The 17,329-nt window shown below is 46.7% G+C and carries 14 protein-coding genes and 1 pseudogene; 13 read left to right on the top strand and 2 right to left on the bottom strand.

What is annotated here, in order from left to right:
• Window positions 1-31: 31 nt before the first annotated feature.
• The 8 genes and pseudogenes from IV71_RS06610 (at window position 32) to IV71_RS06575 (ending at window position 10,612) form a co-directional block, all read left to right on the top strand.
• Window positions 32-2,722 (top strand): annotated as a pseudogene (locus IV71_RS06610) (glycoside hydrolase family 68 protein).
• 194 nt (window positions 2,723-2,916) lie between these two features.
• On the top strand, window positions 2,917-5,715 hold the full coding sequence (locus IV71_RS07815) for a glycoside hydrolase family 68 protein (RefSeq protein ID WP_010017506.1): 2,799 nt from the start codon (window positions 2,917-2,919) through the stop codon (window positions 5,713-5,715).
• A gap of 190 nt (window positions 5,716-5,905) precedes the next feature.
• Window positions 5,906-6,559, top strand: a complete 654-nt coding sequence (locus tag IV71_RS06600) for a hypothetical protein (RefSeq protein WP_010017507.1) — start codon at window positions 5,906-5,908, stop codon at window positions 6,557-6,559.
• 89 nt (window positions 6,560-6,648) lie between these two features.
• Entirely contained in the window at window positions 6,649-7,065 is a 417-nt protein-coding gene (locus tag IV71_RS06595) for a GtrA family protein (protein ID WP_010017508.1), read from the top strand.
• A gap of 116 nt (window positions 7,066-7,181) precedes the next feature.
• A complete protein-coding gene (locus IV71_RS07810; protein WP_010017509.1) occupies window positions 7,182-9,065 on the top strand; it encodes a C39 family peptidase in 1,884 nt (627 codons plus the stop codon).
• A 149-nt stretch (window positions 9,066-9,214) separates the two neighbouring features.
• Window positions 9,215-9,964 (top strand): hypothetical protein, encoded by a 750-nt coding sequence (locus IV71_RS06585; protein WP_158534689.1) that lies wholly within the window; start codon window positions 9,215-9,217, stop codon window positions 9,962-9,964.
• Between the two features lie 122 nt (window positions 9,965-10,086).
• On the top strand, window positions 10,087-10,341 hold the full coding sequence (locus tag IV71_RS06580; RefSeq protein ID WP_010017511.1) for a type II toxin-antitoxin system RelB/DinJ family antitoxin: 255 nt from the start codon (window positions 10,087-10,089) through the stop codon (window positions 10,339-10,341).
• On the top strand, window positions 10,334-10,612 hold the full coding sequence (locus tag IV71_RS06575) for a type II toxin-antitoxin system YafQ family toxin (RefSeq protein WP_029489947.1): 279 nt from the start codon (window positions 10,334-10,336) through the stop codon (window positions 10,610-10,612). The genes IV71_RS06580 and IV71_RS06575 overlap by 8 nt, the downstream gene beginning before the upstream one ends.
• 57 nt (window positions 10,613-10,669) lie before the next feature.
• Here the strand turns inward: IV71_RS06575 and rpsT are convergent, their stop codons facing one another.
• Together rpsT and rpsO are read right to left on the bottom strand one after the other, a co-directional pair.
• On the bottom strand, window positions 10,670-10,921 hold the full coding sequence (rpsT, locus tag IV71_RS06570; RefSeq protein WP_010017515.1) for a 30S ribosomal protein S20: 252 nt from the start codon (window positions 10,919-10,921) through the stop codon (window positions 10,670-10,672).
• Window positions 10,922-10,967: 46 nt separating this feature from the next.
• Window positions 10,968-11,237, bottom strand: coding sequence for a 30S ribosomal protein S15 (gene rpsO / locus IV71_RS06565; protein ID WP_010017517.1), 270 nt, complete (start codon window positions 11,235-11,237; stop codon window positions 10,968-10,970).
• Between the two features lie 224 nt (window positions 11,238-11,461).
• On the opposite strand from rpsO, the gene gatC reads away from it, so the two are divergent.
• The 5 genes from gatC (at window position 11,462) to rlmD (ending at window position 17,313) form a co-directional block, all read left to right on the top strand.
• The gene (gatC, locus tag IV71_RS06560) at window positions 11,462-11,770 is read left to right on the top strand and encodes an Asp-tRNA(Asn)/Glu-tRNA(Gln) amidotransferase subunit GatC (RefSeq protein WP_010017519.1); all 309 of its coding nucleotides are present in this window, start codon (window positions 11,462-11,464) and stop codon (window positions 11,768-11,770) included.
• A complete protein-coding gene (gatA, locus tag IV71_RS06555) occupies window positions 11,770-13,236 on the top strand; it encodes an Asp-tRNA(Asn)/Glu-tRNA(Gln) amidotransferase subunit GatA (protein ID WP_010017520.1) in 1,467 nt (488 codons plus the stop codon). Before gatC ends, gatA begins: the two co-directional genes overlap by 1 nt.
• Before the next feature lie 12 nt (window positions 13,237-13,248).
• Window positions 13,249-14,700 (top strand): Asp-tRNA(Asn)/Glu-tRNA(Gln) amidotransferase subunit GatB, encoded by a 1,452-nt coding sequence (gatB, locus tag IV71_RS06550; RefSeq protein WP_010017521.1) that lies wholly within the window; start codon window positions 13,249-13,251, stop codon window positions 14,698-14,700.
• A gap of 85 nt (window positions 14,701-14,785) precedes the next feature.
• Entirely contained in the window at window positions 14,786-15,856 is a 1,071-nt protein-coding gene (locus tag IV71_RS06545) for a diacylglycerol kinase family lipid kinase (RefSeq protein WP_029489948.1), read from the top strand.
• A 65-nt stretch (window positions 15,857-15,921) separates the two neighbouring features.
• Window positions 15,922-17,313, top strand: coding sequence for a 23S rRNA (uracil(1939)-C(5))-methyltransferase RlmD (gene rlmD, locus IV71_RS06540; RefSeq protein WP_010017525.1), 1,392 nt, complete (start codon window positions 15,922-15,924; stop codon window positions 17,311-17,313).
• Window positions 17,314-17,329 lie beyond the last annotated feature (16 nt).

Here is a 17,329-nt window from a genome sequence, read left to right as displayed (position 1 = left end):
GGATAATTATACAGTGGACGATGCATAAAATCTGTCCATTTTATCAGCATACGAGCATTTTGTTGATAAGAACGATTTATCAGCAAATGTCATCACAACGAATGATGATAATCAGGAAGCACATTACACACGTGCTGATATGAATTCGATTCCCGATGCCATGAATGATTCGAAGTATTGGGCGCCAAAGATAAACACAGATGATTTGAAGAAGGAAATTCCATCTGCCTACCAAACCAACGCTGATGGTAGCCAGACGAAACTACGTGTTTGGGATTCTTGGCCTGTTCAGGATATCAATGGAGCTGCTGCAGATTATCACGGCTACCATTTAGCTGTTGGATTGGTTGCGGATGCAGCTGGTACCGAACATTGGTATGATGCCAAGATGGGCTTGTTTGCCCAGAAACTGACTGATAACACTGATGATATCGCTAGCTGGTAATACCTTGGCTACGTTTTCAATACAAAGGCTGAGGGCTATAAATTTGATGGCAGTGATCGTTACCTTGAGGAGACATTATCCGAATGGTCTGGATCAACGGTCATGATGAATGCTAATGATGATTCATTGCGCTTCTTCTACACAAACTTTACAGCTGAAGGTCAAATTTTAACAACGGCTAAGGTATTTGTTGAAGGGAAAGATGGTAGCTGGAATAACGGTTTGACCATCGATCACACAAAGACGACGGACCACAAGAGTATCTTTGTAGCAGACGGCAAAGTATACCAGAATGATTCGCAAGCTGGTGCTACTATGGATAACTTTAGTGATGAAGTTGCTCTTCGTGACCCACATTTCGTTGTTGATAATGGACAAGCTTACCTTTTGTTTGAATCGAACACAGGTTCAGATACTGGATTTGAGGGGGCTAACAACTTAAACAATGAAGCTTATTTTGGCAGTCAAGGATCAACATATCAAAACGATAAGTTGTCATTGGAAGGTAATAAATTGGCCTTTAACAAAGCCTATTTGGCCAATGCAGCTTTGGGTATTGTGAAGTTGAACGGTGATTTCACAGTTAAGTCCATTGAAAAACCTTTACTGACTGCTAATGCAGTAACCGATGAATTGGAACGCCCAACGGTCTTTGAACACGATGGTAAGTGGTATTTGTTTACAGCTTCTCATGGCTGGCACATGGCTTCCACAAATGGTTACGTCACTCACGGAGCTAATGGTAGTGTTGAATATCTTTTGGGATTTGTGTCAGAAGATGGTATCCTTGGTCACTATAAACCACTTAATGGCAATGGCTTAGTACTAGCAAGTGATATCAACCCAAAGAGTACAGGTTATACTTATTCCTTCTTAGTTATGCCAAATACGGATGGCAGTAATCGTTTTGTCGTGACAAGTTACTTGGATAGTAAGACCTTTGCACCAAGTTACGTATTAGAAATCAATGGTAATCAAACCCAAGTGATTAACAATGTGTTGTTATCACAGGGAGCCCTTACGATGGATTCCAAGACATATGCCACGGATGCTCAGAAGAAGGGCGATATGACAGGCCTTTATAGGGAAGCACCGTTAGATGGTTTCCCATCATCCTGGTATGAAAACGGAGAACTCTATACGGGTGTTCGTTCTTTTGAAAACAACGAATACTATTTTGAAAATGGTGCTGCCAAAACTAACGCATGGGTGAACTTTGATGGGCATAAATACTACGCTTCATCAAACGGTAGCTTTGTGACTGGTTGGACAACGATTGATGGTCAGAACTACTGCTTCGATTCGAACCATGAATTATTGATTAATCAAAAGCTGGTATTAAACGGACAGGATGTATGGGTTGATGGTAATGGTGTGGCGACACCAATTACACCAACTCCAAACCCAACACCAACTCCTACGCCTACTCCAACTCCAACACCAACACCAACTCCAACTCCAACACCAACACCTACGCCAACTCCACACCAAGATCATACTGGTTGGAATGGCTACCTGTTTGACGAAGATGTGAATGATTGGCGCTGGTTTGAAAATGGCCAATTATTTACAGGATTCCAATACTACACTGGGGCTTATTACTGGTTCCAAGATGGTAAGCGCCAGGATAGTTCATTCCACGAAGCCTGGGGGAAGACGTACTATACTGGAGCAGACGGCCGTGCTGTTCAAGGAATTCAAAACATTCATGGTCAGGAACTAGACTTTGGTAACGATGGTACGTTCTACCTGCGTTCATCCGGGTACCTTTGGGATGGTTCTGCTGAAAACGGTGGTTACCGTTGGTACGAGAATGGTGAACTTTTCACTGGCTTCCGTTACTATGCCGGAACCTTCTACTGGTTCATCGATGGTGTTCGTCAAAATGCCGGTTGGCGTCAAGCTTGGGGTTACACCTACTACACGGATAATGATGGTCGTGCTGTTCAAGGCACACGTTACATCGATGGTATTCTCTATAACTTTGGGGATGACAATACATTCTATGAACGTCCATTGACCGGTTATATTTGGGATGGTTCATCTCAAAACGGTGGTTACCGTTGGTACGAAAATGGTGAACTTTTCACTGGCTTCCGTTACTACACCGGTACTTACTACTGGTTCATCGACGGTGTTCGTCAGAACGCCGGTTGGCGTGAAGCATGGGGCTACAAGTACTACACAGATGGTGATGGTCGTGCCGTTCAAGGATGGCAGAACATCGATGGTCAGAACTATTACTTTGGTGATGACAATACCTACTATTTGCGTTAATTAACCTTAAAGATCTAGGAAATTTCCTAGATCTTTTTTTGTACAAAGAAAAGACTGTCAATTTATTTAAAAGATAAAAGGGTAGCTTTAGATAAAATGAATATTAATTGAAAATAAAAAAATAACCTGTATAATTTTTATTGTATGTCTAATAATTCACTTGTAAATTAGAGAGAGTATTTTGAGGTTAGGGAATGAAGAAACATGTCAAAATGTATAAAGCTGGTAAGAAGTGGTGTATTGCTACTGTTACCGCTTTATCAATTGTCGCTGCTTCGGGAATGGCAGCCAGTGCGGACGATGGTCAGCAAACAAATCAAGCTGGGCAGCAGAGCCAAAGTTTACAGGGTACTGAACAGCAGTCAAATGCTGATACACAGTCAACCACTGCACAATCTGTGAGCGGGACTAATCAAACGGTAAGCGCCGATAATAAACAAACTGATCAGCAGAAGGATACGGTTAATAATCAAGTTAACCAATCAACGAATGATGACCAGAATGCTTCCAATAATGGGACTAAAACTGAAGCAGCTAAGTTGCCAACAAACACTTATGAGCAACCACGTCAGGGTCTGCAAATCGACTTTAACGATAATGGGACCGCAACAGGTTATTTGATGAAGGGGACGAAACTCTACGCAGACGTAACCGGCGAAACCTTAGTTGACACGGTGGCTGATAATAACGTTGTGTCATCTGTTCAAGCAAATGTTGTCAACGGTCGTGTTCTTGTAAAGATGCGTCAGTCAAATACGGTTGCTTATGTTCAACAATCTGATGTTCAGAGCCAGCCTCAAGATGTCAATGATGATGGTTTATTACACTTTACCCGTCATGATATGAACACCATCGTGGATTCACTCGATGATTCAACTAAGCGAGCCCCTCAGTTTGAGTTCAGCACTTTAAGCAAGGATGTTGCCAATGTGTACGAACCTGATCAAAAGACAGGGGAGATGGTTAAGCAACACATGGGTGATTCTTGGCCAGTAACCAACCCGGATGGCACACCGGCGAATTATCACGGTTACCACTTAGCTGTTTGTTTGGTTTTCGGTGATGATTGGCAAGGTAAAATGGGCTTGTTTGCTCAACGTATCGATGCCAATAACCAAGATATTTCCACTTGGCAATACTTAGGTTATGTCTTCAATTCATTTGGTGAAGGGCGCGATCCAAAAGTACAAGACCAGTACTTGGATAGGATGCAGCAAGAGTGGTCTGGTTCAACCGTAATGTTGCATCCCGAAGACACAACAATTCGTTTTATTTATTCAAACCTCTACCACTGGGAACCGTTGCAACAAACGCTGACAACGGCACAAGTGTCAGTTGAGCCAAAGGATGGGAATGATTGGAATAGTGGTTTGACCATCAACCATGCGAAAGCAACGGATCATAAGACCATTTTTGCTGGCGATGGCGATATCAATCAAATTAATTACACTAACGTTGATAAGTTGCCAAAGTTTGACGACTGTAACGCCATGCGTGATCCTCATCTTGTGTTTGATGGTGACCAGATGTACGTTGCCTTTGAAGCGAATACAGGCTACAAAGTCGGTTTCCAAGGAATCAATAATTTCTTTAACCAAGCAAACTATGGCATGTCCTTTGAAGATTACAAAAAAGAACAAGCCCGTCTTTTGAGTCACAAAGATAACCGCGAGTATGACATGGGCTACCTTTCAAACGCTTCGGTTGGTTTGGTGAAGTTGAATTCGGATTATACGGTCGCATCGATTGAAAAACCCTTGATGGTTGCCAACGCTGTGAATGATGAAATCGAACGGCCAGTCTTGTTTGAACACGCGGGTCGTTGGTACCTATTCGTAGTAACCCGCGGTTGGCATTTTGCGACTGATAACCCCCGGATTGCCTGGGGATCAGATGCTCAATATCAGTCATTTTTGCTGGGTTATGTATCGGATGATGGGATTCAGGGACACTATAAAAAGTTGAACGGAAACGGCATTGTTTTGAGTAGCGACTTTAAGGGCGGAACGGAAACTTATTCTTTTTACCCAATTAACAATGGTGATGCCAATAACAACCGTTTTGTTGTGACTGCTTACTTAACTTTTAAAACATTCGCACCAAGTTATATCCTAGAAATTGATGGTGACAACACTCGGATTATTAATGATCGAGTCCTAGACCAAGGTGCTCTGGTCGACAATGGTCATTATTACCCAGCCCGGCCTCAAGATAATTTAGAATTAAATGGTTACATTCAGGACTACAATGGCGATTGGCGTTGGTATGAAAATAACCGTGTGTTTACTGGATTTAAGTTCTATACTGGCGCCTATTACTGGTTCCAAGATGGTGTCCGTCAGGATAATTCTTTCCACGAAGTATGGGGGAAGACATATTATACCGGTGCGGATGGTCGTGCTGTGCAAGGGAAACAAGTTGTTAACGGAATCACGTTAGATTTCGGTGATGACGATACCTATTACCTCCGTTCATCCGGTTACCTTTGGGATGGTTCTGCCGAAAACGGTGGTTACCGTTGGTACGAAGATGGTCAGCTTTACACCGGTTTCCGTTACTATGCCGGGACCTACTACTGGTTCGTTAATGGGGTTCGTCAGAATGCCGGATGGCGTGAAGCTTGGGGATACAAGTACTATACCGATGGTGATGGTCGTGCCGTTCAGGGTAGCCGCTTCATTGATGGAAAGTTGTACTACTTTGGTAATGATGACACCTACTTCTCTCGTCCGTTGACGGGGTATCTATGGGACGGTTCAGCCGAAAATGGTGGTTACCGTTGGTATGAAAACGGTGAACTCTTCACTGGCTTCCGTTACCATACTGGTACTTACTACTGGTTCATTGATGGTGTTCGTCAGAACGCTGGATGGCGTGAAGCATGGGGTTACAAGTACTACACGGACGGCGATGGTCGTGCCGTACAAGGTTGGCAAAAGATTGATGGCGTTGACTATTACTTCGGTGATGACAACACGTTCTACTTGCGTTAATCGTTTAATTCTTGGGCTTTGTCTTCGTTGACTTTATAAATTTTCAAGAATAGTTGCGTAATTACTGAAAGAAACCGATTCGTCGGTTTCTTTTTGTTATGGTTTTCTTAATGCTGACAAATTATGTTGTCTTCACCGTTGTCCAGTGATTATAATGAAGGGTGCGTTTAAAAAGGAGAAGTATGTAATCATGTCAAAGAAAAATAAGAAGATTCCAAATACTGGCAAGAAACACCATGTATTTTGGATAGCGCTCATTGTACTGGTTCTCTTAGTGGCTGTCGGGGCCGTACTCACAATTTCCCGCCCTAAGCAAAAGAGCAAGAACACGCAGCTCACGAGTCAGCAACAATCTCTGCTGGCTAAGGGAGAGAGTTCTCAAAATAGTAAGACTCCCCAGAAGCAACAGGTGGTCAAGCCAACGTCAACAGACTATGGTTTCGACGTCTATCCAACGAGTGATTCCCAGCAAATCACTGATTTGAAGAAGCGAACAGATAGCAAGGTAAAGAGTATCCAAGCCTATATCAAGCAGCAGTCGGTCGGATTGCCCATGACTGCCGGAACGATTAAAGCCGCTTCGAAGGAAGACAGCAACGCGGCTTTCCAGAACGGCATTACCTTCTGGCGCAGTAAATTGACCATCGATGGCAAGTTGCAGAAGGTCGTGGTTGCCGACATTGGAAGTGGCGCCTACGAGGTCTTCACTGCCAAGCCAACGGATAAGAACTACAGCTTTACGTATTCTGGTAGCGAGAAGGTCCAGGGCGTTGATAACCTGGACGCGATTTCGCAAGATAGTCAAACCCAGCACTATTATGATCAGGATGTCTCGACTAAGTAAGCGTTTGTTTTCAGGGGATGCTTTTTGTCTTAATCTTCCTTTTATTTGTTCGCTATAGTATTTAAGAAACTTTTCTAGCAGGTATGCCCATGCAAAAAATAATGAAACTATACAAACAGTACGAAGAAAGTATCCTTTACCTGTTCTTTGGTGGGGCGACTTTTGTGGTATCGGTCGTCACTTACGCGCTCTTCTCAGCCGCTTTACACTGGGAATACACGCTGGCCTACGTTGCTTCCTGGTTCCTCGCCGTCTTGTTTGCTTACTTGACCAATCGGATCTGGGTTTTCCGGTCAAAAGTCACGGACATGGCCGGGGTCTTTCGCGAAGTCTGGCAGTTTTATCTGGCCCGCATTGTGACCGGTGTGCTCGGGTGGTTGATTTTAGCTTTTGGGGTCCGAATCCTTCATCAAAATGATTTGCTTTGGAATGGCATTCAAAACATTTTCGTGATTTTAGCCAATTATGTGTTAAGCAAGTTATACATTTTCAAAGAAAAAGTCTAAATGAAAGTCCTTATCGTTGGTTGCGATAGGGACTTTTTAATTGGACATTTAATGAAGATTAAAAAACGTGTATAATGAACCTGTTGTGTTCAAACCCGATTTATGTGGAGAAATACATGTCTTTTGAAATGAAAAAAACACGCGGAACCATTTACTTGGCATCCGCAGCCATTGCCTTGGCGCTGAGCTTAGGAGCTGGGCAGGGATTGGCCCATGCCGACGAGACGTCGCAAATAACGACGAATCAAGCAGTTAGCCAAAGCGCAGCAACTGATCATGATACGGTAACTGATCAAGCCAATCAGCAAGCGGCCAGTCAGTCGACTGCTAGTGCGCAGTCTGCTACTGCCTCATCGTCTTCAAGTGATGTGAAGGCCGCCAACGCACCAACCGATCAGCAATCCGCTGTGACTGATAACAACCAGGCCAACACGGCTGACCAAAACAAGCAAAACCAACAGAATAACCAAGTGCAAACGGAAGACCCTCGTCAAAAGGCTCTCGACAAGTTTGCATCCGAACACGTGTCGGGCTACATTTATTCGCCAGATGTCTCAACGGCTAACGGTGGGTATAACTGGTTCGAAGACGGGCAGTTGTTCACCGGTTTCCGTTATTACACGGGTACCTACTACTGGTTTGTGAACGGAGTCCGCCAAAACGCCGGCTGGCGTCAGGCATGGGGCTACACTTACTATACGGATAATGATGGCCGTGCCGTCCAGGGTAACCAAACGATTGATGGTCAGGAATTTAACTTTGGAAACGATGGCACCTACTACTTGCGTTCGACAGGTTATCTCTTTGATGGCTCTTCTCAAAACGGGGGTTACCGTTGGTACGAAGACGGCAAGCTCTTCACTGGCTTCCGTTACTATGCCAATACTTACTACTGGTTTATTGACGGGGTTCGTCAAAACGCTGGTTGGCGCGAGGCCTGGGGTTACAAGTACTACACCGACAACGATGGTCGGGCGGTGCAAGGCACCCAAATCATTGATGGCCGTGCGCACTACTTTGGTGATGATAACACTTACTACGAGCGCCCTTTGCAAGGTTACATTTGGGATGGTTCGCCACAGAACGGTGGTTACCGTTGGTACGAAAATGGTGAACTCTTTACTGGTTTCCGTTTCTACACGGGCACTTACTACTGGTTCATCGACGGGGTTCGCCAAAACGCCGGTTGGCGTGAAGCATGGGGTTACACCTACTACACCGATGGGGACGGCCGGGCCGTTTCTGGCCGTCAATGGGTCGATGGTGCCGAGCACTTCTTTGGTAACGACAATACCTATTACGAACGTCGTTCGACTTTCTTCACCGATGGCGGCAACATCTACTACGCCAACGGTGATGGTAACATCGTGACCGACTGGCAAACCATCGACGGACGCAGCGTTCACTTCTGGGCGGACGGTCGATTGGATACTGATTCGGTCAACATTGACTTCGGGCACTGGTCGTTAGATCAACGAGCACTCGGTGCACCCGAGGGTTGTGAAGGGGTTTCCTTCCAAATGGCTTTGTCGGCCAAGGGCAAGGCCGTTCCAGACATCCACGACATCTATAACCGAATCGGTTACGGATTCGGCGTTTCACCATACGATGGTTTCCACGGGAATCCATTTGGTTACGGTCAGTGGTACACGCAGACCGTTTTGGCTGCACCATTAGCCGCTAAGTTGAATGGCGCATACGGTGTCGAAACAAAGGACATTACGGGAGCAGGCGTCGGTGAGGTGCTTTCTCAGCTAATGGCCAATAACCTTGTCATTACTTATTTGCCTTGGAACTTACAGTTGAACAACGCATCGAACAATTTCCACGTTCAGCTGATTTACGGTTACCGTGATGGTGGCTTCTTGATTGCGGATCCGTTGACGATTGCCCGTGGTGCTAACTACTGGTTGTCAACGTCTGATTGGGCCTACTTGAACGCTAATGTTCAGCCTGTTGGCTACGGAGCACCGGCTTCGATGAACGTTGCCGTGATTTAATTAACTAAAAAAGTCGACGCACTTTCTGGATGGGAAGTGGTCGGCTTTTTTAGTTGGATTATTATGATGAAAAAGTATAAAAATTTGTTCAGTTTATGATTGCAAAGTTCCTAGAATGCCCTTAAGATAAGGGGTGAATAAATGTGTTGATGTTTTCACGTTTAGAATTAGGTTTTAGGAGATTGACCAGTGTGGTAAAGCAAAAGAGATTACTGGTCACGTTGCTCAGTACGGTCATTTTGGCTGCTGGCGCGGTGACAATTATTGTGAAGGATATTGATTCTTCGGCTTCAGACCGGGGTCGAACAAGTAGTGGGAGCAAGAAGGGGACTAGCAGCTCTTCCTCTTCTTCTTCTGGTAAACAGGACTGGGAGAAAAACGCTCAAGCAGAGGGGGTGGTCGCTGATGACTCGACTGTTGCGTCCTCTTCTTCGGCAACCGCCTCTTCTTCGAGTAGTAGTGAGGTGAAGGGGGATGCCTCAGCAAGCGCTAGCTCGAGTACCGGCCACAGTCAAAAGGGAACAAGCACGGCGAATACCTTGACCGAAGACGATTTCCGGTCGAGTGATGAGTTAGCCTACCGGATGATTACCCTCTATGGTTTGGTGAACGGGGACGCTTCTTGGAAGGCCTTGAAGTCCGCCAGTTCGTTAACGATGACTCGTCAATCAGATACGATTCCAACCTTTTTGGTCACGAATGGCCAGTCTGGTAAGGGCACTGCCTATTATCGTTACGTGATGTCATCAAATGATACGGAAGTTCAGGATAAACCGCTCTGCTTTAGTAAAAACGATGCGAAGAAATACCGGGCTTCCGTTGAAGACGTGGTCGACTTTGTCAATGCACAGGGTGGCCGTGCCGTCGTCGAGCGGTTGAACTTTAAGTTAGTCAATTAAACAGTTAAAAGGAATCAATCAGACGATTGATTCCTTTTTGTATAACATCGAAAAAGCCTGTTGTGACAGGGGTTTTTGGCTGTTATGATGGTGGCAGAAAACGATTCAATAAAGGAGAAAAAATGACCACACAAATACAAATTGAGTTAGACAGTCGGGATGAAGCGTCTTTTGAAAAGCTTTGTACTCGATTAGGAACAACGGTTCAGGATGCCGTACAGAACTTTGTGATTAAAAGTTTAGATACGGGTGGTATTCCATTTAAGATTGATGTGCCGAATGAGCGGTTGAGGGAAGCAATGGCGAGTCGTGACTATAAGACGTTTGAAAATCTAGATGACTTTTTGGAGTACTTAAATAATGACGAAGATGAATGAGTATAAATATCGTGTTCGTTCAGTTAATGGCTTTAAGAAGCAATATCGAAAATTAATGAAGGGAGGGAGATATCGAAAAGAAGATTTTGATCGAATCGTTGAAATTCTTTTACGAGATTTACCAATTCCTGCTTCCTATGAAGACCATCAGCTAATTAATCAAGGACTCGATCGCGAATTGCACATTAAGCCTGATTGGGTCTTAATTTATCGCTATGATGGTGAATACGTTGAGTTCATTAAGACGGGTAGTCACACCAACCCTTTTTAAATCCAAGTAAAAACCCCCTCGGCCTTGTTAGGTGAGGGGGTCATTCACTAAAATGAATTACTTTACGTACTTAGCCAAACGTGACTTTTGACGTGAAGCCTTGTTCTTCTTGATCAAGCCCTTTGAGTGGGCGCGATCGATAGCAGAAGAAACTTGCTTGTACAATTCAGCAGTATCGTCTGAACCGGCCTTAGCAGCCTTAACGAAACGCTTAACGGCAGTGCGGTAAGCAGAACGTTGTGGTTCGTTGCGATCGTGTTGCTTCTTTGTCAAGCGTACGCGTTGAATAGATGATTCAATAATCGGCATATGTCTGTCTCCTTAAATTTGATGCTGGTTTTTGAAAAGCGAAAGCTTAACGACGCAAACCTAAGCGCTTAATCAATTCACGGTAACGAGGAACATCAGTACCACGGAGGTAACGAAGCAAGTTACGACGACGACCGATCTTCTTCAAAAGACCACGTTGTGAATGAAAATCATGCTTGTGCGTTTCCATGTGACCGTTCAATTCGTTAATGTCAGCAGTCAAAACTGCAACTTGAACTTCCACTGAACCAGTATCGCCTTCATGGCGGGCATATTCTTTCATGATTTCGTTCTTACGTTCTTGTGTAAGGGCCATAATCATTTCCACCTTTCTATAATGTCGCCAAAGTCTGAGAAAAACGACGGTGAGACGTTAATCTAAGAATTTGGTCAGTTGTTTTGACAACAGTCTTAATTATACGGACTTTTCCTAGAAAATCAAGGGGCAAGCCCAGTCGTTTAATGGTAAAATAGAATCGTAATTAATCTTGAAAGGAAAGCCATGGTAGCGCCCTCACGGCCTGCCATGCAGGTGAATACATGGCAACATCAATTTCGAAAGAAGAAGTCGCCCACGTCGCCGACTTGGCTAAGTTGACTTTTACCGATGAAGAACTCGAAGCTTACACGAGCCAACTACAGGACATCGTTTCCTTGGTTGACAAGATGGCCGAAGTTGACACGGACGGGGTGGCACCGACTTTTTCAGTGACCCGAAACGTCAACCACTTGCGTGAAGACAAAGCGGAAAACTGGCACGAGAAGAAGGCACTCTTGAAGCAGGCACCAGAAGAGGCCGCTGATTTGATTAAGGTGCCGGCAATTTTGCAGGGAGGGGAAGAAGCCTAATGACGTATAACTACTTCGAACACTCACTGGAAGACATCCACGCCGCTTTACAGGCGGGGGATATCACGGCAACGAAGTTGACGGCCGACACGCTGGAAAACATTAAGCAATCTGACGACCAGCTGGAAGCCTTTGTTCGTTTGCACGAAGAGGCCGCCATCGAAGCGGCGCGTGTTGCTGACGAAGAAGGCGACTTTGAGAACCTTTTGGCCGGTATTCCGATGGCCATGAAGGACAACATCTCAACAGAAGGTCTTGAAACGACTGGGGCTTCCCGTATCTTAGCTGGTTTTAAGCCAGTTTACGACGCCACGGTCACGAAGAAACTGAAGGATGCCGGCGCTGTCATTGTCGGAAAAGCCAACATGGATGAGTTTGCCATGGGTGGTTCTTCTGAAACCTCAGCCTACAAACAAACGAAGAACGCTTGGGACTTGTCCCGCGTGCCTGGTGGTTCCTCCGGTGGGTCAGCGGCAGCGGTTGCTGCCGGCCAAGTGGCCTACGCCCTTGGTTCTGATACCGGTGGTTCGATTCGTCAGCCGGCTGCCTTTAACGGCTTGGCTGGGATGAAGCCAACCTACGGTCGTGTGTCCCGTTTTGGACTCTTCGCCATGGCTTCCTCATTGGACCAGATTGGTCCGTTGACCCGGACGGTGCGTGATAACGCCTTGGTTTTGAACGCCATTGCTGGATTTGATCAACGTGATTCAACGTCGGCTGATTTGCCCGTTCCCGACTTTACTGAAAAGATGGGGCAGTCCATCAATGGGATGAAGGTTGCTGTGCCTAAGGAATACTTCGAAGAAGGAATTTCTGAGGAAGTGAAGGCCCAGGTCAACGCCGCCATTGCGCAGTTGAAGGCGATGGGTGCCGAAGTTTCTGAAGTATCGCTGCCACACACTCAGTATGGTGTGGCTGCTTACTACGTTTTGATGTCGTCAGAAGCCTCCTCAAACTTGCAGCGCTACGACGGCATTCGTTACGGTTTCCGCGCCCCAGAAGCTAAGAGCCTGGAAGAAGTTTACAAGGAGACGCGTTCGGAAGGTTTCGGTTCCGAAGTTAAGCGGCGAATCATGCTGGGAACTTACTCATTGTCGGCGGGGGCCTACGACGCCTTCTTCAAGAAGGCTGCGCAGATTCGGACCCTGATCATTGACGACTTTAACAAAGTCTTTGAAGACTACGATTTGATTGTGGCACCAACGACGCCAACGCAGGCCTACAAGATGGGTTCTGAAATTGACGATCCGAAGACCATGTACATGGGCGATGTGTTGACCATCCCCGTCAACCTGGCTGGTTTGCCTGCCATGTCCGTGAACGCCGGCTTTAACGGTGGCTTGCCAATCGGTTTGCAAATCATCGGTCAGGCCTTTGATGAACAAACGATTTACCAATTGGCTTACGCCTTTGAACAGGAAAATCACTTTACTGACAACATTCCCGCAATCGGGAAGGATTTCTAAGGAGGCCAGCTGATGGGAAATGAAAATTTTGAAACAGTGATTGGACTCGAAGTCCACGTTGAAATGCAGACCAAGTCAAAGCTGCTGTCACCATCCCCCGTTCATTATGGGGATTCACCAAACGAAAACACCAACGTCATTGACTGGGCCTATCCAGGGGTTTTGCCAGTCGTGAACAAGGGGGCCGTTGATTACGGGATGCGTGTGGCCATGGCCTTGCACGCCGACATTACAGAAGACATTCGTTGGGACCGTAAGAACTACGTTTATCCTGATAACCCCAAGTCTTATCAAACAACTCAACTCCACACGCCAATCGGCCGGAATGGCTACTTGGACGTGACGATGCCCGATGGACGTGTCAAGCGCATCGGTATCGAAGAGCTGCACGTTGAAGAAGATGCCGGAAAGAACACCCACGGGACCGATGGTTATTCCTATGTCGACTTGAACCGTCAGGGAACGCCTTTGGTCGAAATCGTTTCCAAAGCCGAGCTTTCGTCACCAGAAGAAGCCTACGCTTATTTGGAACAACTGCGCCGAGTGATTCTCTTTACCGGCGTTTCAGAAGCCAAGATGCAAGAGGGACAGATGCGTGCCGATGTCAACGTTTCCTTGCGCCCACACGGTTCCAAGCAATACGGTACCCGTGTTGAAATGAAAAACGTGTCTTCCTTCCGTTACGTGGAAGCGGCTTTGGCCTATGAAGAAAAGCGCCAGGCTAAGATTATCCGTTCTGGTGGTCAAGTTCGTCAGGAAACGCGTCGTTACGATGAACCAACCAAGTCAACCATCTTGATGCGTGTCAAGGAAACGGCTGATGATTACCGTTACTTCCCTGAACCGGACTTGTCACCCATCCACATTGATCAAGACTGGATCAACCGTGTGGCTGACGAATTACCAAAGTCTGCGGCCGACCGTCAAAAGGATTATGTTGACCAACTTGGTTTGGAACCATACGATGCCGAAGTGCTGACCCAGACGTTGGCGATGTCGAACTTCTTTGACAACACCGTCAAGGCTGGTGCTGAGTCAAAGGCCGCTGCCAAGCGTGCCGCCAACTATTTGATCGGGGACGTCAACGCCTTCTTGAACAAGAATCAGGTGGAGTTGCAAGAAACCAAGCTGACGCCAGAACACTTGGCTGGTCTGGTTAAGTTGGTTGAAGATGGCACCATTTCAACGAAGCAGGCCAAGAAGGTCTTTGAAGCCATCATGGATGGTGAAGAACCAGAAGCCTACGCAAAGGCCAAAGGCCTTGTGCAGATTTCGGATCCCGCAACGTTGTTGCCATGGATTACGGAGGTCTTGGACGCCAACCCACAGTCGATTGAAGACTTTAAGGGTGGTAAGGACCGTGCCACTGGCTTCTTGATTGGTCAATTAATGAAAAAGTCAAAGGGGCAGGCCAACCCCGGCGTGTTGAACAAGTTACTCCTAGAGGAACTGAACAAGCGCTAATCGCTGGTCATTTTAAACGGAGCATGCTCCGTGTACATAGAATTGAGGAGGAAGAAAGAGTGTTTTCACTGTTTCGACTAGTAAAATGAAACGTGCACGTATAATTTATAACCCAAGTTCCGGACGTGAAATGGTCAAGCGGGATATGTTGGACATTTTAAACGTTTATGAACAGGCGGGCTACGAAACGTCGACTTTTGCGACCACACCAGCACCCATGTCCGCCCAAAACGAAGCCACTCGTGCTGCAAAGGCTGGCTTCGATCTCATCGTGGCAGCGGGTGGTGACGGAACCATCAATGAAGTGGTCAATGGTATTGCACCCCTTGAAAAGCGTCCCATGATGGCCATCATCCCGGCGGGCACCACGAATGATTATGCCCGGGCGTTAAAGGTTTCCCGTGATGACCCTTTGGAAGCCGCCAAGGTGATTTTGAAGAAGCAAACCGTTAAGATGGATATCGGTAAAATCCAGGCCTTTAAGACTGGTGAAAAGGAAGGGCAGCTTGTTAAACAGCCCGTCCGTTATTTCATGAACATCGCGGCTCTGGGAACGTTGTCCGAATTGACCTATGCGGTGCCATCCGCGATGAAGTCGCTGTATGGTTACTTGGCTTACTTGGTAAAGGGCGCGGAACTACTCACGCGCTTGAAGCCAGTGTCCGCCAAGGTAACCTATGACGATGGCGTCTACGAAGGCGACATTTCGATGATTTTCTTGGCATTAACGAACTCCGTTGCTGGCTTCGAAACCATCGTGCCAGATGCCAAGTTAGACGATGGGCAGTTCACCCTTTTGATTGTCAAAAAGTCCAACTTGTGGCAGATTGCTCAGTTGGTTTCCCAGGTCTTAAAGGGCGGCGCCCACGTCCACAATCCCCAATTAATTTACAAAAAGACATCCAAGGTGAACATTGAACCGCTGAACGATGATCCGATTAAAGTGAATCTGGATGGGGAATACGGTGGCGATGCCCCAATGACTTTTGAAAACTTGAAGCAACACATTGAGTTCGTGGCTAACATTGATGAGATGAACACGGATGTGACGACGACTAAGATTCAGGAACAGTTTGTCGAGCAAGTTGAAAAATTAGAAGCCAAGGGTGGTCATGACGACCTACCCGAGGAACCGGCCGAACAGGCTGATCAGTAAGCGAACTGGCGGCACTTGGTGCTGCCAATTTTGCGTTATAACAAGTAGGTGAAACGAGGACAAACATGGCAAAAGCCAATCGAGTATACAAGCAAAAGGCACCGGTTTCCAAAAATGACCAGGTTAAGGCCGATATCATTGACTTGACTTACCAGGGGATGGGCGTGGCTAAAGTGGCTGGTTTTCCACTTTTTGTGGCGAACGGTTTGCCGGGCGAGCAAGCGGTTTTGATTGTGACGAAGGTGTTGAAAAACTATGGCTTTGCTCGGATTAAGACACTGGTAAAGCCGTCACCGGACCGTGTTCCGTTAAAGGACCAGTTGGCGTTGACAACGGGCATTGCCCCAATGGCTAACCTTTCTTACCCAGCGCAGTTGGCCTGGAAGCAACGACAGGTCCGTGAGTTATTCAAAAAAGCCCAGCTGCGGGTCGCGGTAGCGCCAACCATCGGAATGGATGACCCCACTCATTACCGGAATAAGGCTCAAGTGCCCACTCAAATGGTCAACGGTCGTTTGGAAACTGGGTTTTACCGCCGTGGCTCCCACAAGTTAATTCCAACGGATTCCTTTTATATTCAAGATGAAAACGTCGATGAAGCGATTCGTGTGACCCGTGATGTCTTGCAGGAATTCGGTGTCACGGCCTATGACGAAGAAAGTGGCAAGGGATTGATTCGGCACGTCATGGCCCGTTATGGAAAGGCAACAGGCCAGCTAATGGTGGTGCTTGTGACGGCCAAGGAGCGCATCCCTGAAAAAGAGGGCATCATCGAGGCTCTCCGTGCACGGCTACCAAAGATGGTTTCGTTGGTTCAAAACGTGAATGCCCAAAAGACCAACGTCATTATGGGCCAGGAAAACCACTTATTATGGGGGCAACCTGAAATTGAGGATCAATTGCTTGGCAAAGCCTACTTAATTGGCCCAAATTCTTTCTACCAGGTCAATCCAGCAACAACGGCCAAGCTATACAGCTTGGCCCGTGATATGGCGGATTTGAAAGCAACTGATACCGTGATCGATGCCTATTGTGGAATTGGGACCATTGCCTTGACTGTGGCCGACCGTGTCAAGAAGGTGCTCGGTGTGGAAGTGGTGGAACCGGCCATTGAAGATGCTCGTAAGAACGCCAAGTTAAACGGCGTTTGGAACGCCGACTTTGTCGTTGCCGACGCCCCTGAACAAATGCACAAATGGGCCAGCGAAGGGAAGACGGCCGACGTTGTCTTCGTTGATCCTCCCCGCAAGGGACTCACCAAGGACTTCATTGAATCCGTTGGGGTCATGAAACCGGATCGCTTGATTTACGTCTCTTGTAACCCAGCCACCTTGGCCCGCGACGTCAAGGATTTGATTGAGCAGGGGTATGAAGTGGCTGGTCGAGTTCAGCCAGTTGACCAGTTCCCACAGACCATGCACGTGGAAGCGGTGGTGAAGTTGGTTCGAGCTAAATAAAGAATTTGTTACCTAA

It is taken from the genome of Fructobacillus fructosus KCTC 3544 (genome assembly GCF_001438695.1).
GTDB classification, from domain to species: Bacteria; Bacillota; Bacilli; order Lactobacillales; family Lactobacillaceae; genus Fructobacillus; species Fructobacillus fructosus.
Note: the sequence above shows the minus strand (reverse complement) of the source record. Positions and strands in the feature narration are given on the sequence as shown.